The organism is Arenibacterium halophilum, assembly GCF_005938225.1.
In the GTDB taxonomy this organism is placed as follows: Bacteria; Pseudomonadota; Alphaproteobacteria; order Rhodobacterales; family Rhodobacteraceae; genus Arenibacterium; species Arenibacterium halophilum.
This window is the reverse complement of record NZ_VCPC01000001.1, coordinates 608,996-634,271: the sequence shown is the minus strand read 5'-3', so window position 1 is coordinate 634,271 and position 25,276 is coordinate 608,996. Positions and strand designations below refer to the sequence as shown.

The 25,276-nt window shown below is 59.8% G+C and carries 26 protein-coding genes; 17 read left to right on the top strand and 9 right to left on the bottom strand.

Annotation, left to right across the window (positions count from 1 at the left end; genetic code table 11):
• The 7 genes from FGK64_RS03080 to FGK64_RS03050 form a co-directional block, all read right to left on the bottom strand.
• Positions 1–882, bottom strand: coding sequence for a DUF2189 domain-containing protein (locus tag FGK64_RS03080; protein ID WP_210236534.1), 882 nt, complete (start codon positions 880–882; stop codon positions 1–3).
• 156 nt (positions 883–1,038) lie between these two features.
• Positions 1,039–1,920 (bottom strand): cytochrome-c oxidase, cbb3-type subunit III, encoded by an 882-nt coding sequence (gene ccoP / locus FGK64_RS03075; protein ID WP_138862321.1) that lies wholly within the window; start codon positions 1,918–1,920, stop codon positions 1,039–1,041.
• A complete protein-coding gene (locus FGK64_RS03070) occupies positions 1,911–2,081 on the bottom strand; it encodes a cbb3-type cytochrome c oxidase subunit 3 (RefSeq protein WP_093450887.1) in 171 nt (56 codons plus the stop codon). Before FGK64_RS03070 ends, ccoP begins: the two co-directional genes overlap by 10 nt.
• Positions 2,082–2,085: 4 nt before the next feature.
• A complete protein-coding gene (gene ccoO, locus FGK64_RS03065; RefSeq protein ID WP_246057660.1) occupies positions 2,086–2,862 on the bottom strand; it encodes a cytochrome-c oxidase, cbb3-type subunit II in 777 nt (258 codons plus the stop codon).
• A 4-nt stretch (positions 2,863–2,866) separates the two neighbouring features.
• Positions 2,867–4,519, bottom strand: coding sequence for a cytochrome-c oxidase, cbb3-type subunit I (ccoN, locus tag FGK64_RS03060; RefSeq protein ID WP_138862319.1), 1,653 nt, complete (start codon positions 4,517–4,519; stop codon positions 2,867–2,869).
• Position 4,520: 1 nt separating this feature from the next.
• Positions 4,521–4,703 (bottom strand): cbb3-type cytochrome oxidase assembly protein CcoS, encoded by a 183-nt coding sequence (ccoS, locus tag FGK64_RS03055; protein WP_138862318.1) that lies wholly within the window; start codon positions 4,701–4,703, stop codon positions 4,521–4,523.
• Positions 4,704–4,767: 64 nt separating this feature from the next.
• Positions 4,768–5,145, bottom strand: a complete 378-nt coding sequence (locus FGK64_RS03050) for a DUF488 domain-containing protein (protein WP_093450893.1) — start codon at positions 5,143–5,145, stop codon at positions 4,768–4,770.
• 597 nt (positions 5,146–5,742) lie between these two features.
• On the opposite strand from FGK64_RS03050, the gene FGK64_RS03040 reads away from it, so the two are divergent.
• The gene (locus FGK64_RS03040) at positions 5,743–6,012 is read left to right on the top strand and encodes a DUF6522 family protein (RefSeq protein ID WP_093450898.1); all 270 of its coding nucleotides are present in this window, start codon (positions 5,743–5,745) and stop codon (positions 6,010–6,012) included.
• Between the two features lie 611 nt (positions 6,013–6,623).
• Here the strand turns inward: FGK64_RS03040 and FGK64_RS03035 are convergent.
• A complete protein-coding gene (locus FGK64_RS03035) occupies positions 6,624–7,643 on the bottom strand; it encodes a mechanosensitive ion channel family protein (RefSeq protein WP_246057659.1) in 1,020 nt (339 codons plus the stop codon).
• 370 nt (positions 7,644–8,013) lie between these two features.
• Positions 8,014–8,454, bottom strand: a complete 441-nt coding sequence (gene rnk, locus FGK64_RS03030) for a nucleoside diphosphate kinase regulator (RefSeq protein ID WP_138862316.1) — start codon at positions 8,452–8,454, stop codon at positions 8,014–8,016.
• Positions 8,455–9,380: 926 nt separating this feature from the next.
• Between rnk and napE the strand changes: the two genes are divergently transcribed.
• The 16 genes from napE (at position 9,381) to FGK64_RS02950 (ending at position 25,217) form a co-directional block, all read left to right on the top strand.
• Positions 9,381–9,656: a periplasmic nitrate reductase, NapE protein gene (gene napE / locus FGK64_RS03025; RefSeq protein WP_342773929.1), complete on the top strand. Its 276-nt coding sequence runs from the start codon at positions 9,381–9,383 to the stop codon at positions 9,654–9,656.
• 6 nt (positions 9,657–9,662) lie between these two features.
• Positions 9,663–10,154 carry a ferredoxin-type protein NapF gene (locus FGK64_RS22820; protein ID WP_138862315.1) on the top strand — a complete coding sequence of 164 codons (492 nt, stop codon included), beginning with the start codon at positions 9,663–9,665 and terminating at the stop codon, positions 10,152–10,154.
• On the top strand, positions 10,147–10,422 hold the full coding sequence (locus FGK64_RS03015) for a chaperone NapD (protein WP_138862314.1): 276 nt from the start codon (positions 10,147–10,149) through the stop codon (positions 10,420–10,422). The genes FGK64_RS22820 and FGK64_RS03015 overlap by 8 nt, the downstream gene beginning before the upstream one ends.
• Positions 10,407–12,914 carry a periplasmic nitrate reductase subunit alpha gene (napA, locus tag FGK64_RS03010; RefSeq protein ID WP_138862313.1) on the top strand — a complete coding sequence of 836 codons (2,508 nt, stop codon included), beginning with the start codon at positions 10,407–10,409 and terminating at the stop codon, positions 12,912–12,914. Before FGK64_RS03015 ends, napA begins: the two co-directional genes overlap by 16 nt.
• The gene (locus tag FGK64_RS03005) at positions 12,914–13,372 is read left to right on the top strand and encodes a nitrate reductase cytochrome c-type subunit (protein WP_093450916.1); all 459 of its coding nucleotides are present in this window, start codon (positions 12,914–12,916) and stop codon (positions 13,370–13,372) included. Before napA ends, FGK64_RS03005 begins: the two co-directional genes overlap by 1 nt.
• Before the next feature lies 1 nt (position 13,373).
• Positions 13,374–14,066 (top strand): NapC/NirT family cytochrome c, encoded by a 693-nt coding sequence (locus tag FGK64_RS03000; RefSeq protein ID WP_138862312.1) that lies wholly within the window; start codon positions 13,374–13,376, stop codon positions 14,064–14,066.
• Between the two features lie 132 nt (positions 14,067–14,198).
• Positions 14,199–14,369 carry a twin-arginine translocase TatA/TatE family subunit gene (locus tag FGK64_RS02995; protein WP_138862311.1) on the top strand — a complete coding sequence of 57 codons (171 nt, stop codon included), beginning with the start codon at positions 14,199–14,201 and terminating at the stop codon, positions 14,367–14,369.
• A 213-nt stretch (positions 14,370–14,582) separates the two neighbouring features.
• Positions 14,583–16,718 (top strand): NosR/NirI family protein, encoded by a 2,136-nt coding sequence (locus FGK64_RS02990; RefSeq protein ID WP_246057658.1) that lies wholly within the window; start codon positions 14,583–14,585, stop codon positions 16,716–16,718.
• Between the two features lie 13 nt (positions 16,719–16,731).
• Positions 16,732–18,630 carry a TAT-dependent nitrous-oxide reductase gene (nosZ, locus tag FGK64_RS02985; protein ID WP_138862309.1) on the top strand — a complete coding sequence of 633 codons (1,899 nt, stop codon included), beginning with the start codon at positions 16,732–16,734 and terminating at the stop codon, positions 18,628–18,630.
• 17 nt (positions 18,631–18,647) lie between these two features.
• A complete protein-coding gene (locus tag FGK64_RS02980) occupies positions 18,648–19,901 on the top strand; it encodes a nitrous oxide reductase family maturation protein NosD (protein WP_138862308.1) in 1,254 nt (417 codons plus the stop codon).
• Positions 19,898–20,806, top strand: coding sequence for an ABC transporter ATP-binding protein (locus tag FGK64_RS02975; protein WP_138862307.1), 909 nt, complete (start codon positions 19,898–19,900; stop codon positions 20,804–20,806). The genes FGK64_RS02980 and FGK64_RS02975 overlap by 4 nt, the downstream gene beginning before the upstream one ends.
• On the top strand, positions 20,803–21,630 hold the full coding sequence (locus FGK64_RS02970) for an ABC transporter permease (RefSeq protein ID WP_138862306.1): 828 nt from the start codon (positions 20,803–20,805) through the stop codon (positions 21,628–21,630). Before FGK64_RS02975 ends, FGK64_RS02970 begins: the two co-directional genes overlap by 4 nt.
• A complete protein-coding gene (locus FGK64_RS02965) occupies positions 21,627–22,160 on the top strand; it encodes a nitrous oxide reductase accessory protein NosL (RefSeq protein ID WP_138862305.1) in 534 nt (177 codons plus the stop codon). Before FGK64_RS02970 ends, FGK64_RS02965 begins: the two co-directional genes overlap by 4 nt.
• Positions 22,157–23,074, top strand: coding sequence for an FAD:protein FMN transferase (locus FGK64_RS02960; protein WP_138862304.1), 918 nt, complete (start codon positions 22,157–22,159; stop codon positions 23,072–23,074). Before FGK64_RS02965 ends, FGK64_RS02960 begins: the two co-directional genes overlap by 4 nt.
• Positions 23,075–23,157: 83 nt before the next feature.
• Positions 23,158–24,306 (top strand): copper-containing nitrite reductase, encoded by a 1,149-nt coding sequence (nirK, locus tag FGK64_RS02955; protein ID WP_138862303.1) that lies wholly within the window; start codon positions 23,158–23,160, stop codon positions 24,304–24,306.
• A gap of 80 nt (positions 24,307–24,386) precedes the next feature.
• On the top strand, positions 24,387–25,217 hold the full coding sequence (locus tag FGK64_RS02950) for an SUMF1/EgtB/PvdO family nonheme iron enzyme (RefSeq protein WP_246057657.1): 831 nt from the start codon (positions 24,387–24,389) through the stop codon (positions 25,215–25,217).
• Positions 25,218–25,276 lie beyond the last annotated feature (59 nt).

The following is a 25,276-nucleotide window of genomic DNA, read 5'->3' as shown; positions in this document are numbered from 1 at the left end:
TCACGCCGGTCGCACGAACATTCGATCATCATCATGGTCCACTTCTTCGCGACCTCGTATCTCACGATAGCTGTGCCAGGTAGCATGTCCAAGGAGTGGGAAGATGATGATCAGAGCAAGCCCAAATGTGAGAATGGACGCGGCGAACAACACGACCACGATCGCGCCCCATGCCAGCATCACAGACAAATTATTCCAGACCATAGCCATGCTGATGCCAAGTGCAGACATAGCATCTGTTCGTTCGGTCAAGAGCATGGGAAAAGCGAAGGCACTAATGGCGAAAGCGAAAGCTGCAAAGAGTGCTCCGACGATACACCCCACCATCAGCAGGCTCCATCCGGTCGGAGTGAGAAACAGCATTGGTAGGATTTCCATTATGCCGGGGAAAGCGACCATGCCGAAGAACAGCGCATAGATCAAAACGGCTGCGCGCATCCAAAGTAGGAAGAGCCCGAGTAGCAAAACTCCCATCATGAAGCCAGCACGAGCCGACCGTGGTCGGACAAGGAGCATCCCAGCGAACCTTGTGGTGTCGCCTACCTCCAACCTTCGGCTCTTTTCGTATAGGCCGCTGGCGATGAGTGGTCCGAGCACCATGAAACCAGACAGAGCAGGAAGCAGCGCGTAGTCGAAGTCCAGCCGGAAAAGGCACCAGACCACAAGCGCTGATAAAAGGAACACTCCGAAACCATATGCGAGACTGGGGGTTGGATTGGACCACAGGTCGCGCCACCCGGAACTGATCCATGAAAAAGCAGTGCGCCAAGGCAGATTGCGGGCATGACTGCTCTGGCGTGGCAAAGGTGGAACGACTTTAGGGATCATTCCCGCATCGTGTGGATTGTCAGGCGGAGGAGGGGCAAGCTTGTCGCTCAGCATGACGGTTTCGCCGCGCGATACGTCGCGGCACCTTCTGTCTCAACGGCAATGCATGCGGGCTGCGACGCCAGTGAAACCTTCACAAGATGGGTGTTGGCAAGGACGAAGACCGAAATGATCGTCAGTGCACCGAGTGTGAGCCACATTCGTGTCCTGTCAGTCGCCATGGTGCGTCTCCTTCAGTTGACCAAGGTAGATGGTCAGTATGCGCCGCTCCGTTTCGCTCAGGCGCTCTTCCCAAGCCGGCATCCAGCCTTGGCGGCCATGGAAAATCGTATCATAAATCGAATTTTCATCTCCGCCGTAGATCCAGTGCTCGTCTGTCAGATCGGGTGCCCCGAGGTCCTGAGACCCTGTGCCATCTTCGCCGTGACAGCTGGCGCAATTTTCGGCGAAGAGCGTGGCACCAGCAGTGAGCCGGTCAGCATTGATTTCTTCAGCTGGTCGCGACAGAGATTGCACGTAGTCGGCGGCAATGCGGATCTGTTCACGGTCTAAAAGGCCATCTCGCCCAAATGCCATCATCTGTGAAAAACGAGATTCAGGGTGTGGCGCATTGATGCCAACCCGGAGGGTTTCCAGAACCGTCTCATCGTCCGCTCCCCAGAGCCAGGCTTGATCCACGAGAGAGGGGTAGCCGGGACCGCCCTGAGCCTGCGCACCGTGGCACGCTGCACAGTTGTCACCGAATAGGGCAGGGGCGGTTCGTTGGACATGAGCCATCAAGGTGGGGTCGGACCTGACCTCGTCCAGCGTCAACGAAGTTATGGGATCAGACCAGGAGGAGCGCTTGGCATCTGCTGCGGTGACTCGCGCTTCGACCTGTTGCCGTTGGTCCACGCCCAGAAGACCTTTGGTGTAGGTGTTTACCGTCGGCCAGGCGGGCATTAGGACCCAGTAGAACAACGCCCATACATGGGTCACAATGATGAAGAACCAGATCGCACGCGGCACGCGTGTATTGAGTTCGGTTATCCCGTTCCACTCGTGTCCCGTAGTCTGGTGGCCGGTCAACGGATCGCGTTCTTTCACCGACATGGTCCGTCCTCATCGTCAAGGATACTGTTGGCGGCTCTCTCGAAGCGTTTGCCAAGAGAAGGCCAGAATGCGTAAGCTGCGATGCCGATCGAGAGGGTGAGTAGATAGAATAATCCGAAGGACTTGGCGATGACACTTGTCAGGTCGTGGGTGATATCCATTGTGTCAATCTCCTTCCAGAGATCGGGTTTGCGAGGGCAAATCAGTCAGGCCGCCAAGGATCTGCAAATACGCGACGAGCGCATCCATCTCGGTAACGCGATCACGGCGGCCGTCAAAGAACCGCACGTTGGTGTCATCACCGAAACGCTGGAAAACCCCGTCGGCTGCCTCTGTTTCGGGACGGGCTTGGCCGCGTGCATCAATTGCCGCGTTGTCTATTTGATCCTCGGTGTATGGCACGCCGACTCTGCGTAGAGCATGCAGTCGAGCAGGAAGGCTTTCCACATCGAGCTCGTTCTCGAGAAGGAAAGCGTATTGCGGCATGACAGATTCCGGCACGACCGCGCGCGGATTGATAAGATGCTGGACTTGCCATTCGTCCGAAAATTTCTCACCGACGCGGGCCAGATCTGGGCCGGTGCGTTTGGAGCCCCAGAGCATGGGATGGTCATACTGTGACTCAACAGCCAGGGAATACGGGCCGTATCGATCCACCTCGTCCTGGAGCGTTCGGATCATTTGACTGTGGCAAGCATAGCACCCTTCTCGGATGTATATGTCGCGCCCAGCCTGTTCGAGAGGCGTATATAGCCGCATGTCCGGTGCTGCTTCGACAGTTTCGTCGATCGTGAACAACGGCGCAATTTCAACAAACCCTCCGACGCCAGCCGCAAGAATGATACCGATCGTCAACGCCATCGAGTGCCGTTCGGCGCGGTAGTGGGTTCGAGCTTGGAATTCGAACATTCGGGCGAAAGGAGAAAGGATTTTTCGAAACATTCGATTACTCTGCGACCGGCACGGCCGGTTCCGTAGCTTCCGATGGCGTTGGGTAGTCTCCTTCAGTTCGCTTTTGCGGGACATTACGGATTGTCAGGTAGACATTGATCGCCGCGAGGATTGCGCCAGCCAGAAACAGAGCACCACCAGCAGCACGGGCAACATAGTAGGGATGCATAGCAACCAACGTGTCTGTGAAGGAGTAGGTAAGCGTCCCGCTTTCAGTGTAGGTGCGCCACATCAGCCCCTGGGTTATGCCACTGTTCCACATCGCGAAGACGTAGATGACCGTTCCTGCCAATGCGAGCCAGAAGTGCCATTCAACCAATTTCCAAGAATACATGGTTTCGCGCTGCCAGAGGGTCGGCACAACTGCGTAAATTGAACCGAAAGTGATTAGCGCGACCCAACCCATTGCACCAGCGTGAACATGGCCGACTGTCCAGTCGGTGTAGTGCGACAGGGAGTTGACTGCACGGACGGCCATGAACGAGCCTTCGAACGTCGACAGGCCGTAGAACACCGCAGCGACCATCATAAAGCGCAGCGTGGCGTCGTCTCGCACCTTGTGCCAAGCCCCATTGAGCGTCATCAGTGCATTTCCTGCGCTGGCCCAGCTGGGCACGAGCAGCATGACCGAGAAGGTCATGCCAAGGGTCTGCACCCACTGTGGAAGAGCGGTGTAGTGCAGATGATGCGACCCTGCCCAGATATAGAAGAAAGTGATGCCCCAGAATGAGAGGATCGATAGCCGGTAGGAATAGATCGGCCGCTCAGCCCGTTTTGGCAAAAAGTAGTAGAGCATTCCCAGAAAGCCGGCTGTCAGGAAGAAGGCCACGGCGTTGTGACCATACCACCATTGAGTCATCGCATCCTGGACACCTGCAAAGGCGGAATAGCTCTTGGCGCCGGCGAAACTGGCAGGCACAGCAAGGTTGTTGACGATATGCAAGACTGCCACAACGAGTATGAAAGCCAGATAATACCAGTTGGCGACGTAGATGTGCGGCTCATTCCGTCGCGCGAGGGTCCTGATATAAAGCACGAAGTAGATGACCCAGACCACGACGAGCCAAAGGTCCGCATACCATTCGGGCTCGGCGTATTCCTTGGATTGAGTGACGCCCATGAGGTAGCCTGAAGCTGCTATCACGCAAAAAAGGTTGAAGCCGAGAAGAACGAACCAAGGAGCGACATGGCCAGCAAGTCTTGCGCGACTGGTGCGTTGCATGACGTGAAACGATGTCGCGATCAAAGCGTTGCCACCGAAGCCGAAGATTACACCAGACGTGTGCACCGGCCTGATACGCCCGAAGCTTGACCATGCTGCATCGAAGCGAAGGTCAGGCCAGGCCAACTGCGCTGCGACCCAGACTCCCATGCCCATCCCGATGACCGCCCAACCAAGCGATATTAGCAGACCCACGCGCGTCGGGTCGTCGTAGTAATTTTCGGCTCTATTCTCGAGCGGTTCAGGGTCCTGTATTACACGAAGAACAGCAAGAAATACGATCGCGCCCGCGAACATTACGATGGCACCGTGCGGTCCCATTGGGTCGCCGCTACCGGCGGCCGCCATCAGCAAACCTGCTAAAATGATCGCAATCGAAATGGCAAGCGCCAACTGTCTTTCCGCGATTGTGAGGCGTTGCAGCATCCTATAGTTTCTCCTCGTCCGGGCGTGCCGTCGGCAGAAGAGGGCGGTCTTCGCTTTGAAGTATTCGCTGTGCATCGCCCTGTGGGTCGTCGTATTGCCCGTTGTTCAGCGTCCAGAAGAAAGTCAGTAAACCGACGGCTCCCATCACCATCGTCAACGGGATGAGCAGGTAGAGAATTGTCATACTGGTGCTCCTTTCCTGCGCCCTGGCGCAAAGCGATCGGGCAATGCGCTCGACTGCGGTCTTGTCACACGTCAGTGCTTTTTAGCCGTTGCGTGAGATATTCCCGAAGAACCACAGCCTGATTGTGATCGCGGTCTTTTGCAGCGTAGAGCAGAATGACCGGACCTTTTCGACACCAGTCCAGGCACTCGCCTACTGCGTCTCGGTTATCTGCGAGTTCATGGAGGTAGCGATTTCGAAATTCGCCCCACTTTTCCCGGTCGTGGTCGAACCACTTCCTTAGGTTTGCGCTCGGGGCTACATTCTTGATCCAGGCATCGATCGAGAGTTCGTCCTTCGAAACACCTCGTGGCCATATGCCATCGACCAATAGACGTGCACATGAGTTGTCTACTGGGGTATCGTAAACACGCTCTATCGAAATTCTTGCGGTTTCAACCATTGTCAGCTCGCGAAAGGCTGGGCACGCCATCACGATCGGCATCTTGGATGGCCATATTCAGAGATCGTGCTATCCGCTCGGCCCGTTCTATGACGTGCGCGGCCCCGGCGGGTGGACAGACTTCTACTGCGGTTTCGCGGAAAAGGCTGAGCCAGCGTTCAAAGTGGCTCCAGCGGACTGGGAGCCCGATATGCTTGGGAACCGGCGCGCCATGGTAGCGCCCCGTCATCAGGGCTACTGATGACCAGAACGCTGTCATTCGGTCGAGGTGTGGTTCCCAATCGACAATGCGACTTTCGAAGATGGGACCCAGTTGGGCGTCGGATCTGACCTTCGCGTAGAACGCGTGAACAAGTTCGTGCAAGACCGCTTCGTCCAGTCCAGTTTCGGCTTGAAGTCGGGCCGTCATGGCTGGTCGCATCGATGGGACAGGGGATGTCTGTGCATGTGCCATCCAAATGCATCCTTGTTTGCCTTTGCCTTAACGGAGTATGTGCTTTAATAGGTATTGTAAATACCAATTTGTTGGCGCAGGCCGAGGCGAAAGCGCACAGGCGGATCCTCTCTGAGCCGGAGTGTGGTGCAAGCGAGGCTGAAATGAGTGAAGTGTCGTTGTCCGCGGAAGGATATGTGGTTGATGCGCAGCTTTTGGCGCATGCTTTTGGGGTGTCGTTAGAGGCGGTGCGGGCCGAGATGCGTGATGGAATGATCACCAGCCGTTGCGAGACCGGTGTCGGCACAGACGAGGGACGTTCCAGGATGACGTTCTACCGAGGTGACCGGGCATTCCGCATCGTCGTTTCAACGGATGGAACGGTGTTGTCGAGAAGCACCTTTCCAGTCGTGCCGTCCAGGGGCGAACAGTGAACTTTGTTGACAACCCGACTTTCAGGTTGAAGCATGTCTGTCATGATCAAGTTTGAGATCATTTTTCGGTTTCTGCTTCTGAACCGCCCGTAACCCCGGGCGGTCTGTGTTGTTCTGATCTGAACGACCACCCGGGGATTTCTCAAGAACCTCCACTGAGAAACCGGGGTTTTGCGCCCCGAGCGGGGACGCAAATGACACTTCCGATACACGTTACGAATTCCATAAGATCGCAGAACGTTGATACTTCTCGTCGAGAAGAGGACGTCTGGCTCACAGTAACCGACCAGTTTAATATCAGGCAGTTTCTGGCTTTTGCCGATACTGGGCGCATCACATATCCTTGCCAGCTGATTCAATTGCTACGTCGAAAGCTGTTGGTCGCGCGTTGCGCCGACAATCCTGCACCTGGAAATTTGGCAACCATTGGTAGGCAAGTCAGATATAGTTTGGATGGCTTGCGTGTTTGCAACGGCCTCCTGGCTGTCGGCCTTATAAGTTCAGTTGGTGAGGTTCCGATCCACTCTATGGCGGGAGCAACGCTGATAGGTATGTCCGTCGGTCAATCCGCGACATTTTTGGGTTCGAGCGGGGTTACTCGAACAATAACCCTAATCGAAGTCTCCAGCTGCCATCTGAGGTCGACGAGTGCATAGCTTTGGTGTTTCGCCATGCGATGCTTCTGATCGCGCTTTCTGGTTTTGGTTGACCTTGAATAGTTTGGTCAGCTCTGTCGTAAGCGCGACACCGCTTTCAAAATCCTCCGATGAACCAGCTAACTCGACATTCATCGATGGAGCCGGCACTCTTGCTCGCCTCAAGACCTTGTCCACATAAGAAAGAACTTCGTCGCGACTGTCGGCATCAGTCTCAAATTTCGTCAGCCAGAACCGCAGCGCATACGTCGTCGTAACCGGCCCAAGTTCCACTACCTTCACGTCGGGTGCAGGCTCTGACTTAATGAGCTTCGCTGAAGCGGTGGCTTCCAGCAGCAGGCCCTTCGCTATTTCTACGGAAACCACCCGCGACAGCTTGACCAAGACATGTGCTCGGTATTGCGGCTTGGGTGCCGAGTAGTTCGTAATACGCCGCCGAGCGATCTGACTGTTAGGTAGGATGACGTAGGTTGAATCAAGAGTAAGCAACCTGGTCGTTCGCCATCCTATCTCGATGACTCGTCCGCGAGCAGCTTCATCGATGTCCACCCAATCGCCGATCCTGTATGGGCCTTCGATGCCAAGTGCGACCCCTGACAAGGTGTCTGCCACGACGTTCCTGACAGCGAACCCGAGCACGGCCAGTATAAGGCTTGATCCAGCAAGTGCGCCGACTAATCCTTGTTCCAGCATGGATGCAGCTGATGCGAAGAGAGCGGCAAAGAAGAAAAGAAACGCCATCAAGTCTTTGAGTAGTTTTGGGTAGGGGCGATTTTGTGAGCGTCCGTGATCCATGGCAAAGCCGAAAATACGACTGCCGAACCACGCTACGCCGATATAGGTCAGTAGTGAACCGGCGGTTTCAACGCGGAAACCGAGGTATGGTTCTACTTCATGACGATAGATCCCGATGAGCACACCGCTGGTCATGATGCCAAGTGGCCATGTGAATCTGCGCGCGATGGACCAGATCATTGCACCAACTCCTTTGCCAACCGGGATGGACGCTGCTTGCGGCAAGAAAGACAGACAGCAGAAGTCGCCGGTTGAACAGTAGTCTCTCCGCATCTCACACAGAGATGCCCGGTTCTGGTGCTGGGAACTCGTAGAGGGTGGTGGCAACTCGGGCAACGCGTGGCGGCGGCACGCGGCACGGATTCCTTACAGGCGGGGCAGGTGTTTGGTATGAAGCGCATTATGACACTCTTGTCGTTCCGTTCTTGGTAGGGCGTGCAGTCACACGCGACTTCCGACCCGGAAGGAGTGTCAGCGTGCCTAATGCCGCTGGAACCTCCCTCCGGGCGCGACATGCGCGTCGTTCAGCCCTCTCGCCTGATGTCGCATCTCAGCCCTCATTCGGTGCTGCACAGGCAACATCCGCCACGTTCAAAATTGACAGTTCCCGGACCTCGCCCGAGCGGGTCTGCCAGGCGAACTTGGCACCTTGGGCGAGGCCAATGAGAGCGACTCCAATGGGGGTCATCACGGATATCTTTCCAACCGAGATGTCGGCGTCTTCGGGATATACGGGCGTAACCGTTTTCTCTTCGCCGGTTGTTTCGTCGCGATACGTGACGTTTCGGCCAATTGCGACGACATCATTCGGCACCTTCCGTGTTGGAACGATGCGAGCTCGACCCAGCTCGTCCAGCAGTAGGTCCGCAATCATCGGATTGCGGGAATAAGCGGCTTCAGCCATGGCCTCGAGCCGGCTCAGTGTCTTCTCATCAAGGACGACTTTGGGTCTGCGAGATGTTGCAGTCTTCGTTCTCAGAGGTTTGTTCATTGGTTTCTCCTTCGCCGCGACAGAGATGTGCGGAGTCTGAAAATTGGTTCTTCTAATACTATCTGGATCAGGTCGCGTTTGGACTGACGTCGAGCACGACCACTGTGTCGATCTGGCCGTCTTCCCGAAGCAGGGGGACCTTTTGGAGGGTCCGCATGCCGATAAGCGTAGCTCCCAACAGAGATGTGACGAGAATGTTGCCCGGGTGCGGGAGTGGGTCCAGACTTAGGACGCCGCTACGGGCACCTTCTCCGCTGATCATGTAGGATACCAGTCGACCTGAAATGGCCAGATCCGATGGGACAGGCTCGTTGACATGCGCCGAAATCCTGAGCTTGTGTCGCAGAAAGCCCTGGAGCATCGGTGGGTTTGCGGCGAAGCGCGTCCCCTGTGTGTCAAGCAAGGTCTGAATCCCACTTCTGTCTTTGGTTGTCAGGAAATACCCCCGACGGCTCGTGGCACGACGCACACGTTGGCGAAAAGTCTCATAGTGGCTCGGCTTGGGTATGGGGGCGTTGAACATGCCATTTCTCCCGGGGCGCTAAAGCCCTCGATCTCAAGTTGCATTTGTTTGAGATGCCCCGGTTGGTCGTGGACGCGACTATGCGCGGACCGCCCGGGGGACCGGGCGGTTCAGAAGCTGAAACCGAAAATGATTCTCATGCTTGACCATGACACCCAGCGTAGACTCCGCGCCCAGTAAGTCAACGCCGCCATCAGCGGCTTCTCGCCCGGCAGATCGAGCAACTTTTCATTGACTGAGGCTCGTAAAGCTATGGCCGATTTATGGTGCTCAGCTCTCTTCTTTCCTGATCGTTGAGCGTGAGAGACCATCCAGATGGTTTCCGCTCATTTTGAGTTTTCCATCGCCTCACGGTTGCGTGATGCCATGCAGAGCTGCCAATATGCATCCAAGATGCTGATTCATGGAGCGCTTGCTTCAACAGTTCCAAGACCGTGCATCGGCCGGAACGATCCGGCTTTCGCATCGCGGCGAGTATCGCAGGGGCATAATGATAGATAGCAGCAACAATCCGCCAGATGGCCCTCAAATCCTTAACAGGCGGCAAGAATTATTCAGGTTCTTCGTGCTCGCATTTGGCATATGGCCGATTGTAGCCGTGGGCGTTGTCGGCGGTTATGGCTTCCTTGTGTGGATGTATCAGATCATCGCCGGTCCACCGGGTCCCCTCGGGCATTGATCCTGAATGCCAGCCCAAGCCAGCATATCCCGCCGCCAACTTCTGAAAGGGTCTCCTCGACCGGCTGATTTCAGGCCGAGGCCGCCAGGTGTGACCGTGGCGTCGCTTGGTGAATGCACGCGCTGCGGGGATTGTGTTTGGGCTTGCCCGGAGGGGGTTCTCGGCCTTGCCGATGACTGTGTGGTCCTTTTTCCGGATCGGGGTGAATGCACCTTCTGCGGCACCTGCGCGGAGGTTTGCGAGGAGCCGGTCTTTGCGGTTGATCTGAGCATGTCCCACACGTTCGTGATTTCGAACGATTGCCTTGTGCAGGCCGGTATCACCTGCATGTCATGCCGGGACGCCTGTCCGGAGGAGGCCATTTCCATGCAACCGCGGATCGGTGGGCCTTTCCTGCCGGTCCTTAACCAGTCGGCCTGCACGGGCTGCGGCGCTTGCGTCGCACCGTGCCCGGCAGATGCCATTCATGCCGTGAGAAAGGAGCCCGCCGATGCCTGAGCGCTGGCACGTCTCGTCCGCAGTTGTGAGCGTCAGGAACACGCATCGCGATGCCGTCGCAGAAGGTCTCATGAGCCTGAAAGGGGTGGAAATTCACGGTGGCGATGCGACCCGGCTGATCATCACGATCGAGGGTGGCAGCACTGGTCAACTGGGGGACCGACTGACCGAGATCAATCTCATGCCCGGCGTGCTCGTGGCGAACATGGTTTTCGAACACGCAGAAGAACCCGACGAAACGGAGGAGCCAATATGCCACTCGACCTGAACCGACGTCAGCTTCTGAAGGCACAGGCTGCTGCGCTCGCCGCATCCGCCGCAGGGATTCCACACGATGCGCTTGCGCAGCCGGTTCCGGGCGGTGTCGAAGCCCTGAAGATCAAGTGGTCCAAGGCGCCTTGCCGGTTCTGCGGCACCGGCTGTGGCGTGATGGTCGGCGTGAAGGAGGGCAAGGTCGTCGCCACGCACGGGGACATGCAGCACGAGGTCAACCGCGGCCTCAACTGCGTGAAGGGCTATTTTCTCTCCAAGATAATGTATGGCGAGGACCGCCTGACGACGCCGCTCATGCGCAAGACAAACGGTGAATTCGACAAGAACGGCGAATTCGAGCCGGTTACATGGGACGAGGCTTTCGACGTGATGGCCGAGCGGGTCAAGAAGCAGCTCAAGGAGAAGGGGCCGGAGAGCATCGGTATGTTCGGCTCCGGTCAATGGACCGTGCTGGAAGGCTACGCCGCGACCAAGCTGATGCGGGCGGGGTTCCGGTCGAACAACCTTGATCCGAACGCGCGGCATTGCATGGCCTCTGCTGCCGTTGCTTTCATGCGGACCTTCGGCATCGACGAGCCCATGGGCTGCTACGACGATTTCGAACATGCGGATGCCTTCGTGCTCTGGGGCTCCAACATGGCCGAGATGCACCCGATACTTTGGACCCGCCTGGCCGATCGTCGGCTGGGCACGCCCGGTGTGAAATGTGCGGTTCTGTCGACCTTCACGCATAGGTCCATGGACCTTGCCGACATCCCCATGGTTTTCAAGCCTGGCACCGATCTGGCGATCCTGAACTACATTGCCAACCACATCATCCAGACCGGCCGCGTGAACGAGGAGTTCGTCGGCAAGCACACGACCTTCATGAAAGGGCAGACGGATATCGGCTACGGCCTGCGCGACGAGGACCCGCGTCAGCAGGCTGCGACGGGTGCGGCCAATGCAGGGCTTATGGAACCCTCGGATTTCGAAGCGTTCAAGGAGCACGTATCGACTTATACGCTCGACTACGTCAGCGAACTGTCGGGGGTCGAACCGGGGTTTCTCGAGGAACTGGCAGAGCTTTATGCCGACCCGAACACCAAGGTCATGTCGCTCTGGACCATGGGCTTCAACCAGCATGTCCGCGGTGTCTGGGCGAACCAGATGGTCTACAATATCCACCTTCTGACCGGGAAGATCTCCGAGCCGGGCAATTCACCGTTTTCGCTGACCGGTCAGCCTTCGGCCTGTGGCACGGCGCGAGAGGTTGGGACCTTCGCGCACCGTCTGCCTGCGGACATGGTGGTGACCAACCCGGAGCATGTCCACCACGCGGAGGAGCTTTGGAAGCTGCCACACGGCTTGCTGAACACCAAGCCGGGGTTCCATGCGGTGCTTCAGGACCGGATGCTGAAGGACGGCGTGCTGAACTTCTACTGGGTGCAGGTGAACAACAACCTGCAAGCGGCACCCAACTCGCAGAACGAGACCTACCAGGGCTACCGGAACCCCGACAATATGATCGTGGTCTCCGACGCCTATCCGACAGTTACCGCCATGGCCGCCGATATCATCCTGCCCGCCGCCATGTGGGTTGAGAAGGAAGGCGTCTACGGCAATGCTGAACGCCGGACACATGCCTGGCACCAGTTGGTCGATGCGCCGGGTGAGGCGCGGTCGGACCTCTGGCAACTGGTCGAGTTCTCGAAACGCTTCACGACAGACGAGATCTGGCCGGCCGAAATCCTCGATGCGCATCCTGAATACCGGGGGAAAACGCTCTACGATGTCTGCTTTGCCAATGGTCAGGTCGATGCCTTCCCCCTGGATGAGGTGCGCGACGATTACGAAAACCAGGAGGCGAAGGATTTCGGTTTCTACCTCCAGAAGGGTCTGTTCGAGGAATACGCCGCCTTCGGGCGCGGTCACGGCCATGATCTGGCGCCCTACGACACCTACCAAAGCGACGAGGTGCGCGGGCTGCGCTGGCCGGTCGTTGATGGAGAGGAGACCAAGTGGCGCTTCAAGGAAGGCTATGATCCGTATGTGAAGCCAGGCAGCGGGTGGGAATTCTATGGAAAGCCCGACGGCCGGGCCGTCATCATCGCGGTCCCCTACGAGCCGCCGGCGGAAAGTCCGGACGACGAGTTCAACATGTGGCTGGTGACGGGCCGGGTGCTGGAACACTGGCATTCCGGGTCGATGACGATGCGCGTGCCCGAGCTCTACAAGGCGTTTCCGGGGGCCAAGGTCTTCATGAACGCGATCGACGCCAGGGAACGCGGGCTGAACCAAGGGATGGAGGTGCGGGTGATCTCACGCCGGGGGGAGATACGCAGTCGGGTCGAAACACGCGGTCGAAACCGGATGCCGCCTGGCGTGATCTTCGTGCCGTGGTTCGACGCCAGCCAGCTGATCAACAAGGTGACGCTGGATGCGACTGACCCGATATCGAAACAGACGGACTTCAAGAAATGCGCTGTGCGCGTGGAGAAGGTCTGATGAGACATCTTCGCCTTCCCACTATCCTCGGCGCCTGCCTTACGGCGACCTTCGTTCTTGCTCAGAACGTGCCGGAGCTTTCCGGACCGTCCCCTAACCCGATGGAGCCTGTGCCAGCCGCCCCGTTGGAACGCTATGTGACCGACGACGTGCGCCAGATGCGGGCTTATCCAGAACAGCCGCCGGTGATCCCGCATTCGATCGAGGGTTACCAGCTGTCGGTCAATGCGAACCGCTGCATGTCCTGCCACAAACGCGAACATTCACTCGGGTCCGGTGCCCCGATGATCTCGATCACGCATTATATGACGCGCGACGCTCAGATGCTCGCCGACGTGTCCCCCCGTCGGTATTTCTGCACTCAGTGCCATGTGCCACAGGCCGATACGTCGGCACTGATTGGCAATACCTTCACAGACATGTCTGAAATGGGCGCGTCAGGCGCTGGGAGTGAGTGACATGCGCTGGATACTTGCCCCTTTCCGCTGGTTCTGGAATGTCTTGTGGACCCCCGCGGGGACGCTTGGGCTCGGGTTCTTGACCCTGGGAGGGTTCGTTGGCGGGGTGATCTTCTGGGGCGGTTTCAACACTGCGCTCGAATACACCAACACCGAGGACTTTTGCGTCTCCTGCCACGAGATGCGGGATAACGTCTTCGAAGAGCTGTCGCACACCGTCCATTTCTCTAATCGGTCCGGGGTAAGGGCAGGGTGTCCCGACTGCCACGTGCCGCACGAATGGACCGACAAGATCGCCCGCAAGATGCAGGCGTCGAAAGAGGTCTGGGGCAAGATCTTCGGGACCATCGATACCCGCCAGAAGTTCCTGGAACACCGATTGGTCATGGCGAAGCGTGAATGGTCGCGGCTGAAGGCCAACGACAGCCTTGAATGCCGGAACTGCCATTCAGAAGTGGCGATGGACTTCAGCCGCCAATCTCCGCGCGCGGCGGAGATCCACACCGAATACCTGCTGTCCGGTCAGCGAACCTGCATCGATTGTCACAAGGGCATCGCGCACGAGCTCCCGGACATGACCGGCGTCGAACCGGGCTGGACCGTGCCAAAGGAACTTCAGGGCGAGACGCAGCCCGGTCTTTCACCGGCGGAGGAGATCCAGAGTTTTCTTATGGAACGGCAGATCGGCGACTGAAGCCTCGCGAGTTTGCTGAAGCGCAAAGACAGCAGCCGCAGGGAAGCGCATGTCTACCAGCGTTCTTCGCCTTTCGTGCGAAGTTAGGCGCGGCCGACGTGCCGGTGTAATTGCAATAAAGGACATGACGTTATGCTGAACAATATCGGATTGCCGGGTCTGGCGATCATCCTCGTCGTAGTGATCGTGCTGTTCGGGCGCGGCAAGATTTCCTCGATCATGGGCGAGGTGGGACAGGGATTGACCGCCTTCCGTCGCGGTATCAAGCAGGAGCCGGAGACGGACCAGACCACAGCCGCCTGAACCGCGTGCAAAAGAAAGACATAAAGAGAGAGCGGGGCCCAAGGCCCCGCTTTTCGTTTCACCGCACCCGTAATTCGCCGAGAACGTTGCTCTATCGCAAACTCCGCACCCGGCCCTGCCTTTAAGCAACGCCTAAAGAAGTTTGGGCTGATGTGAGGCGGCGAGAAGATGCGAAGCGCGATACGCCAGATTGCTTGGGCGGTGGCCGTCCTGATGAGCATTGCTGTTCAGGCCTTCGCGGCGCCTATGGTGGATCAATTCCTTGAGGCTGTAGAGCCCCAGGAGCTCGTGCCTGGAGCCGAGGCCTTCGGTGTTCCACGCGACGACGGGCTCGTGCCGACGCTGAAGGGGAGCGACACGATCGGTTGGGTGTTCCTGACCTCTGATTTCGTGCCCACGACCGGGTATTCCGGCAAACCGATCCACATACTCGTGGGCCTCTCGCCCGAGGCACATCTGACCGGTGCGAAGCTGATCAAGCATTCGGAGCCGATCGTTCTGGTCGGTATCCCCGAGAGCGAGATCCGGGCGGTCATCGACCACTATACCGGGTTCGATCTGCGGTCTGTGGCGGGTCCGAGGGATACGGATGACCTGGAAATCGTCTCGGGGGCCACGGTCACCATCATGGTGATCGACGACTCGATCCTGAGGGCCGGCGTGAAGGCTGCCCGCGCGTTGGGGCTGGACGGTTTCGCGGCCCCGTCCGCATCAGGTCCGAGAAAAGAGATCGCCCCCGATGCCGGTCAAGTGACTGACTGGGAAACGCTGGCCGGCAATGGTGCCATTCGCCGCCTCATGCTGGATGTCGGAACAATCAATGCGGATTTCGCCGCGCTCGGTGATCAGCGGACGGAGAAAAACGCGGAAACAGCGGCACCCGATGAGGCTTATGTCGATGTCCGGACAGCGCTGGTTAGCCATCCCGCCATTGGGCGCTCGCTGCTGGGCGAGGCGGGCTGGGGCAATCTGGCCGCACGGTTGGAACCGGGTGACCACGCCATCGCCGTTTTCGGGGCCGGGGAATGGTCCTTCAAGGGCTCGGGCTACGTGCGCGGCGGCATTTTCGACCGTTTCCAGCTGATCCAGGGTGAGATGTCCTATCGGTTTCGCGATCGCGGGCATCAGCGCATCGGACAGATCGCGGCCGAGGGCGCCCCGGAGTTCGGAGAGATGGACTTGTTCATCGTCCCCGCAGCGTCTGGGTTCGATCCGGCCAGGCCCTTCCGGCTACAGTTCCTCGTCAGCCGTGCCGTCGGTCCGATCGAGAAGGTCTTCCTGACCTATGACCTGGGCTACGAGTTGCCGTCCCCATATGTGCGCGAGGTTCCTTCTAAACCCGTCGCACAGGCGGAACCGGTAGCGGCCGACACGGACGCCCGCGACGCGCTCTGGCAACGGATATGGGACACCAAGCGGCTACAGGTGATCGTTCTTGCCATCGCGCTGGCGCTCCTGTCGGGCATCTTCTTTTTCCAGGCCTTCGCGACCCGGAACGCGCGAACCTTCGCGATCCTGCGCAACGCCTACCTCGTGTTCACGCTCGTCTTTGTCGGCTGGATCGCCAATGCGCAGCTCTCGGTCGTGAACATTCTCGCGGTGGTGAACGCTCTTTTCAGTGACTTCCAGTGGAACACCTTCCTGATGGACCCGCTGATCTTCATCCTTTGGTTCGCCGTGGCGGCAGCCCTGCTGTTCTGGGGGCGTGGGGCCTACTGTGGCTGGCTGTGCCCGTTCGGCGCGCTTCAGGAACTGTCGAACAAGATCGCGCGCCGGTTCCGGGTGCCGCAGGTGACGTTGCTTTGGGGCCTGCACGAGCGGCTCTGGGCGGTCAAATACATCATCTTTCTCGGACTCTTCGGCCTGTCGCTCTATTCGCTCGAACTGGCCGAGCGGTTCGCCGAAGTTGAGCCGTTCAAGACTGCGATCATCCTGAAATTCGCGCGGCCTCTGCCTTACGTCTTGATCGCATTCGCCTTCCTGCTGCCGGGGCTGTTCATCGAGCGGTTCTATTGCCGCTACGTCTGCCCCCTCGGCGGTGGCCTCGCCATCCCCGCACGACTGCACATGTTCCGCTGGCTTAAACGCTACAAGGAATGCGGCAACCCGTGCCAGCTCTGCGCGACGGACTGCCCGGTCGATGCCATCCACCCGACGGGCGAGATCAACCCGAACGAGTGCATCTCCTGTCTGAATTGTCAGGTGCTCTACCAGGATCACGCGCGCTGTCCTGTCGTCATCAAGACCGACAAACGGCGCGCCAAGGACGCGGCATCGGCGGCAGCGCTCGCGGCCCATGCCGAACGACCGAACCTCGGTCATCCCAACCAACTTTCCAATGCCAAATGAAGGAGGAAAGACAATGAGCGAAGAAACCAAGGGTGTGTCCCGCAGGGGACTTTTCAAGGGGACGGCTGGCGTCGCCGCGCTCGCGACGGTCGCCGGGAGCAGCGGGCTGGGCCTGCTTGCGTCGACCCGCAAGGCGGCGGCCGCGACGGCCTCGATTGAGGTCGCACCGGGCGAGCTGGACAGCTACTACGGCTTCTGGTCCTCGGGCCAGTCGGGCGAGGTGCGCATCATCGGCGTGCCCTCCATGCGTGAACTTATGCGTATCCCGGTGTTCAACCGCTGCTCGGCGACCGGCTGGGGCTCTACCAACGAAAGCCTGAAGATCCTGACCGAGGGGCTTCTGCCGGAGACGAAAGAGTTTCTCGCCAAGCGGGGGCGCGTGACCTACGACAACGGCGACCTGCACCACCCGCACATGTCCTTTACCGAAGGCACCTATGACGGGCGCTACCTGTTCGCCAACGACAAAGCGAATACCCGCGTCGCGCGCATCCGCTGCGACATCATGAAAACCGACAAGATCATCGAGATTCCGAACACGTCGGACATCCACGGTCTGCGGCCGCAAAAATACCCGCGCACCGGCTACGTTTTCGCCAACGGCGAACACCGCATCCCGCTGCCGAACGACGGCATCGTGCTGGATGAGCCCGAGAAATACGTCTCGATCTTCACCGCCATCGACGGCGACACGATGGAGATCGCCTGGCAAGTGATCGTCAACGGCAACCTCGACAACTGCGATGCGGATTATGACGGGCTCTATGCCTTCTCGACCTGTTACAACTCCGAGAACGGGGTCACGCTGGCGGACATGACCGCGAACGAGCAGGACTGGGTCGTCATCTTCGACATCAAGGCGATCGAGGCCGGCATCGCGGCCGGGGATTACACCGAATACAACGGTGTGAAGGTCATCGACGGTCGTGAAGCCGGGAAATACACCCAGTATATCCCTGTGTCGAACAGCCCGCATGGCTGCAACATGGCTCCGGACAAACGCCACCTGTGTATAAATGGCAAGCTGTCGCCCACGGTGACCGTGATCGACGTGACCAAGCTGCCCGAGGTCTTCGGCGGGGCAGAACCGCGCTCGGCCGTGGTCGCAGAGCCGCAGCTGGGCCTCGGCCCGCTTCACACCGCCTATGATGGCAAGGGCAATGCTTTCACTACGCTCTTCCTCGACAGCCAAATGGTGAAGTGGAACATCGAGGACGCCATCAAGGCCTTCAACGGCGAAGACGTGGACCCGATCATCGAGAAGATCGATGTGCATTACCAGCCGGGCCACAACCACACCACGATGGGCGAGACGCTTGAGGCGGATGGGCAGTTCCTGATCTCGCTGAACAAGTTCTCGAAAGACCGGTTCCTGAACGTTGGCCCGCTGAAACCCGAGAACGACCAGGTGATCGACATCTCGGGCGAGAAGATGGCGCTTGTCCACGACGGCCCGACCTTTGCCGAGCCGCATGACTGTATCCTCGTGCGCGCCGACAAGGTGAACCCCGTGTCGATCTATGATCGCGGTGACAGCCTGTGGGAAGAGGCGCGGCTTCAGGCCGAGAAGGACGGCGTGGAACTGGAATACGGAGCCGATGTGATCCGGGACGGCAACAAGGTGCGGGTCTACATGCACTCGGTCGCGCCGGCCTTCAGCCTCGATCAGTTCGAGGTGACACAGGGCGACGAGGTGACGGTCTACATCACCAACATGGACGAGGTCGACGACCTGACCCATGGCTTCACCCTGGGCAACCACGGTATCGCCTTCGAGGTTGGTCCGCAGGCCACGGCGTCGGTGACCTTCACCGCCGATCGTCCGGGCGTGCACTGGTATTACTGCCAGTGGTTCTGTCACGCGCTCCACATGGAGATGCGCGGCCGCATGCTCGTGAAACCGGTCGCGTAAGGGGAGGGGACCGGATCATGCGCTCTCTGGTTTTCGTGCTGGCCCTTTGCCTCGCTCCGCTTGCGTCCCTTGCGGAGACGGTCGAGGTGCGGCCGGGACCGGGGGCGCTGGTGCGGGCCCTCGCGACCGTCCGGCCCGGCGATACATTGGTGCTTGGGGAAGGCACCTATGCCGGGCCGGTGATTATCAAGACACCTGTTACGCTCACGGGACCTCTTGCCCGGATCGAAGGTCCGGGCGAGGGCTCCGTCGTCACGGTCGATACCGGCGGCGTGACGATCACCGCGCTTACAATTTCGGGCGCGGGTGCCCGGCTCAGCGATCTCGACAGCGGCATTCGCCTGACGAAGGCGGCCAAGGGCACCATCATCGACGGAGTGACGTTGAACGGGAACCTGATCGGGATCGACGTTCATGGTGCCCGTGATGTCACCATCAGAAACAACCGGATCGACGGCCGCAACGACCTCCGTGTCGCGGAACGCGGACCGGGCATTTACGTCTGGAACGCACCGGGGCTCACGGTCGAAGACAACCAGATCTCGAAAGGCCGGGACGGCGTGTTCATCACGACGTCAAATGACGCGGTCTACCGGCGCAACCGTTTCAGCGATCTGCGGTTCGCGTTCCATTCTATGTATGCCAACCGGATCGAGGTCACTGACAATATCAGCCGTGGCAACGACATGGGCTTCGCCTTCATGTATTCGACGCGGCTGATCGTCGAACGGAACCTGTCGGACGGAGATGCCAACCACGGCTTTTTCATGAACTTCGCCAACCGCGCCGAAATGCGTCGGAACGAAGTGCGCAATGGCGGCGAAAAATGCCTGTTCATCTACAATTCAAACCATAACCGGTTCGAGGGCAACCGCTTCGAAGGATGTGGGATCGGTGTCCACTTTACCGCAGGCAGCCAAGGCAACGTGCTGGCCCGAAATGCCTTCATCGGTAACAGAACCCAGGTGAAATACGTCGGCACCACGTGGATGGAATGGTCGGCCGACGGCATCGGCAACTACTGGTCCGATCACGTCGCCTTTGACGTGAACGGCGATGGCATCGCCGACAGTCCTTATCGGCCCAATGACAGTATCGACCGGCTTGTCTGGTCGCAGCCGGCGGCACGGCTGCTGATGGGGGCACCGGCCATGCAGCTCATCCGCTGGTCGCAGTCAAGGTTCCCTGGGCTATTGCCCGGTGGCGTGACCGATACCCATCCGCTGACGTCGCCGACCGGAACCGGACTGCCGCAAGGAGAACCATCATGACTGCAATTCTCGCCATCAATGCTCTATGTCTGTCTTTCGGTGGACAGAAGGTTCTCGACGATGTTTCGCTGTCCGTTCAGCCCGGCGAGCGGTTGGCGTTGCTCGGCCATAACGGTGCCGGCAAGTCTACGTTGTTCAAGACGGTCCTCGGGTTTCTGCGTCCAAGCTCCGGCACCGTTGCCGTTGCTGGCCACGCGCCGGGGTCCAACGCGGCCAGGGAGGCCGTGAACTACCTCCCCGAGGTCGTCTCGTTCCAGAGGAACCTGTCGGGCCGCGAGGTGCTGAGCTATTTTTCAGGCCTGCGGGGAACACCGAAAGCCGAGGTTTCGGACCTTTTGGCGCGTGTCGGCCTTCTGGATGCCGCTGATCGGGCGGTCGGGGCCTATTCCAAGGGGATGCGCCAGCGTCTTGGGCTGGCGCAGGCCCTCATCGGCGCCCCGAGGCTTCTTCTGCTCGACGAACCGACCAGCGGTCTCGATCCGGTGTCGCGGCACGAGTTCTACGAGGTGATCGCCGATGCGGCTGCCCGGGGATCTGCCGTGCTGCTCTCGTCGCACGGGCTGGAGGAAGTGCAGGACAAGACGGACCGCATTGCGATTCTCGCCCGCGGACGGCTGAAGGCAGAGGGCACCCTGGCAGAGTTGGCCCAGGAGGCAGGTTTGCCGACCACGATCCGCATATCGGCCAAGCCGGGGGCGGCAGACGATCTTCATGGAGAATTCGGCGGGCGGCGGATCAACGGATGCCGTCTGGACCTCGATTGCGCGCAGGGAGCGAAGGTGGACCTTCTCGCGCGCCTGGGGCAGCACCAAGACAGGCTGCGGGACATCGAGATTTGTCCGCCGGGTCTCACTGATATCTACAGGCATTTTTCCCGAATGGGCCCGACGGAGGACCAGATATGAGCACGCGCATCGGCACCGTTTTCGGGCAGGAGTTGCGGCAGGCGCGCCGTAACCTCTGGGTCATTCTGGCAACCGCAGTGCTTGGCTTGTTCGCTTTGGCGCTGGCGCTCTTTGGTGCCGGGCAGGGAAGTGACCTGAAGGTCGATGTGCTGACCCTGACGGCGGTCAGCCTTGCGACCCTTTCGGTCTACCTGATCCCGCTGATCGCCTTGCTCATGTCCTATGACTCGATTTCCGGAGAGGTCGAGCGAGGGTCCCTTGCCCTGACCTTTGCCACGCCGGTCCGTCGGTGGGAGGTGTTCGTCGGGAAGTTTCTGGCCCAGACGGTTGCGGTCTGCGTGGCCATCCTGATCGCCTTCGGCACAGTCGGATGTATCATCGGTTTCCTGGCCGAGATCAGCGGGGACGGCGTGTTGGCGTGGCTTCGGTTGATGCTATCGGCGGGCGGGCTGGGGGCGATCTTCGTCGGGATCGGGCTGATGCTGTCCGCGCTGACCGGGCGAACAGCGCGGGCCGCCGCGGCCGCTGTGGGTGTCTGGCTGCTGCTGGTCGTCCTTTATGACGTTGCGCTTCTGGGTGCCATCATGGCGGCGGGTGAGGGCATCTTCGCCACCCACGTGTTCCCGTGGCTTGTCATCGCGAATCCCGCCGATGCGTTTCGCCTCTATAACCTTGCCATGATCGACGCCGCGCCCGTCGCAGGGATCGACGGCCTTTCGCAAACCCTTCCGTTCCCGCCGGTGGCCGCGCTGGCCGCCCTCGGGCTTTGGCTGGTGGCAACCATCGCCATCGGCTCCGCCCGCACCAAAAGGATTGTCCCATGAAGAAAGTCGTGTTCGCCCTTGCCGTGTCTCTGGCCCTGACCGGCTGCAAGGAAGATGTGGCGAGCGTCGTTGTCCCCGTCGAGATGACGGACGATGCGCTCGGCCATTACTGCCAGATGTTCGTCGCGGACCATCCTGGTCCCAAGGCGCAGGTCCACCTGAAAGGCCGGGCAGAGCCGCTCTGGTTCAGCCAAGTGTCCGATGCCGTCGCCTATATGCATGACCCGGAGCGCGAAATGGAGGTAACTGCGGTCTTCGTCTCCGACATGAGCCACGCGGAAAGCTGGAGCGTGCCGGGCATCGCCAACTGGCAGGCTGCCGAAACCTCCTTTCTCGTCATCGAGAGCGATCAGCTTGGCGGAATGGGGGTGCCGGAAGCGCTACCGTTCAGCCGCCGTGAGGATGCGACCGCCTTCGTAGCGGACAGGGGTGGACGCATCGTCCAATGGGGCGATGTGCCGGAAAGTTACGTGCGTCCCGCGGAAATCGGGATGAGCGGGCATGCCGCCCACGGGGAGTTGATGCAATGACCCGGTTTTCCAGACGTCGTTTCATTGCCATGTCGGCCGCGACCCTTGCGTCTGGCCGTGCATCCGCTGCGGGCAGAGAGGTCGCCTACTGGCGGGGGCAAGCCCTTGGTGCGCGCGCCGAGATCGCCCTTTGCGGCATTTCGCAGGCCGAGGCGGCTCCGCTGTTCGAAGACCTTGAATTGGAGCTTTCGCGTATCGAGAGCCTATTTTCGCTTTACCGGACTGACAGCGCCCTGGCTCAGCTGAACCGGGATCAGATCCTGCGTAACCCCGATCCCGCCATGCTACATCTCTTGTCGGAGGCCCGGGCTGTCTTCACGGCGACGGAAGGCGCCTTCGATCCAACGGTCCAGCCGCTGTTCGACCTTCATGCTCGAGCGTTTGGCGAAGGACGCCGTGTCGGGGCGGACGAAGTGCAGCACGCGCGTCGCCGGGTCGGATTCCAACATGTGTCGCTATCCCCGCAGGCTATCAGGTTTCAAAGGGGCGGTATGGCTCTGACCCTGAACGGGATCGCACAGGGCTATGCCACGGATCGCCTTGCCTCTCTTCTGAAGAGTGCCGGTCTCCGGCACATCTTGGTAAACGCAGGAGAAATCCGGGCCCTTGGGGACGGGCAGGGGCAGGGATGGCGTGTATCGATCCCCGGCGGCCGGACCGTCACCTTGAAAGACCACGCAATCGCCACTTCGGATGTTTCGGGCACCTTGGTCGATCCCGCCGCGGGTATCGGACACATCTTCGATCCCAGACGTGACGCGCAGCTCACTTCCGGGCCAGCCTCGATATGTCATGACAGTGCGGCGATTGCGGATGCCGCATCGACTGCGGCCGTTCTCATGTCGCCATCGGAACGCGACCTGCTTCGGCCGCTCGGGGCGAAAATCGTCGGCTCGGCTGGCATTCGGTCCTGAAGTTTGTGTTTCCGCAACGTTCGAAAACAACAGGGCCGGTAGCTTCCACTCAAACAGCATTCATACCTGAAAGGAGATTGAAAATGCTGACGAGAAGAGCCGCACTGATGGGCGCCGCCGGTATTGCCGCGCTGCCCGTTCTCGCCAAGGCCGCCAAGGCCGAAGAGATCATGGACACGTCGATGGCCCCCCCCGCGGATTTGTCGAGCCTGAAGCGCATTAAGCGCAAGCTCGTGCGTCCTCCGATGGTCCACGAGCATGAGCAGGAGGCCCCGGCCGAACCGCGCATCGTCGAATTCGAGATGCAGATCGTAGAGAAGGAGATCGAGGTCGATGACGGTGCCTACCTTCAGGCCATGACCTTCAACGGGTCGGTTCCCGGCCCCATGATGGTTGTCCACGAAGGCGACTATGTCGAACTGACACTGTTCAACTCGCCTGAGAACATGATGCAGCACAACATCGATTTTCACTCGGCGACCGGTGCGCTTGGGGGCGGGTCCCTGACGCTGGTCAACCCCGGTGAAAAGACCACGTTGCGGTTCAAGGCAACGCGTCCGGGGACGTTTGTCTATCACTGCGCCCCGGGTGGCCCGATGATCCCATGGCACGTCGTCAGCGGCATGTCCGGCTGCATCATGGTCCTGCCGCGCGGCGGTCTGACCGACCACAAGGGCGATCCGGTCCGCTACGACCGCGTGTTCTATATCGGAGAAAACGACTTCTACATCCCGAAGGACGAAAATGGCGACTACAAACGGTTCGAGGACGTGGCCGAAAGCTATCCCGACACGCTCGAAGTGATGAACGGGCTGATCCCGAGCCATGTGGTCTTCAACGGCAAGGTCGGATCGCTGACCGGCGACAACGCGCTGCACGCGGCACAGGGTGAAAAGGTCCTGTTCGTGCACAGCCAGGCCAACCGGGACACCCGGCCTCACCTGATCGGTGGCCACGGCGACCTCGTCTGGGAACGCGGCAAGTTCAACAACACGCCGCAGCGTGACCTCGAAACGTGGTTCATTGCGGGCGGATCCGCCGGCGCGGCTCTCTATGAGTTCCTCCAGCCGGGCGTCTACGCCTACGTGAACCATAACCTGATCGAGGCTGTGAACCTCGGCGCGACGGCCCACGTGGTGGTCGAGGGCAACTGGAACAACGACCTGATGGAGCAGGTTCAGGCACCTGTCGAGTATAACGCCGCCTACGAAGGCAAGACCGCGCTGCCATAAGGCGCGGCTGTTCCAAGGCGAAAACTGACTGGGGCGGCCGGACAATCCGGGCGCCCCTCTTTTGATCATGAGGTCCCGATATGGACAGGATGAGAGTGATGATCGGGCTGGCGGGTCTGACGCTGGTCTGCGGTCTCGGGGCAGGGGCGTGGCTTGGGGATCAGGCACGCGACAGGGATGCTGCGCAGGCTTTGCGCGCGGCCGACCTGCAAGGTGATATCGTGCGGGTGCCCGCGGGCGCAGTGGCCTATCGGCCGCTTGGCAATTTCAGCCGGGATGGCAAGGCTGCGACGCCCGGTGTGCAAAGCCTTCCGGTCGGTGCGTTCGACATCATGAAGTATCAGGTCTCGCAACGGGAATATTCGGCCTGCGTTGCAGACGGGGCCTGTGTGGACGTCGAAACCGGGGCTGGCGGGTTGGCCCAGACGAACGTCAACTGGATCGATGCGACGGCCTATGCCGCATGGCTGTCCGAACAGACAGGTCAGGTCTGGCGTCTTCCGACCGCGCTGGAATGGCAGCGAGCCGCCGCCGAGCGGCGGGGCGATGCTGCCCCGGACGAAGGCGACCTCGATCCGGGAGAGCGCATGCTGTCGCAATACCAGCGCGGCGTATTCCTGCGTGGCAGTTCCAGCCCGGCCCTGAGACCGCGCGGCGGCTTTGGTGAAAACAGCCTCGGTCTGGCGGATATGGGCGGCAATGTCTGGGAATGGACGGACGGATGCATGGAGAATGGCGAGGTGGGTGCCGATGGTGTGATCACCGCCCGCGACCCCTATTGCGGCGTGCGCATTGCCGGCGGGCGTCATCAGGCGGCGGTCATTGACTTTATTAGGGACGCCAGCGTCGGTGGGTGTGCCGTTGGGCTTCCACCGGATCACTTGGGATTCCGGCTGGTGCGGGAACGATAAACCGGCATTGCTCGAACATGTGCTTGAACTCTGGGCGATGTGCTGAAAATTTGCGCGCA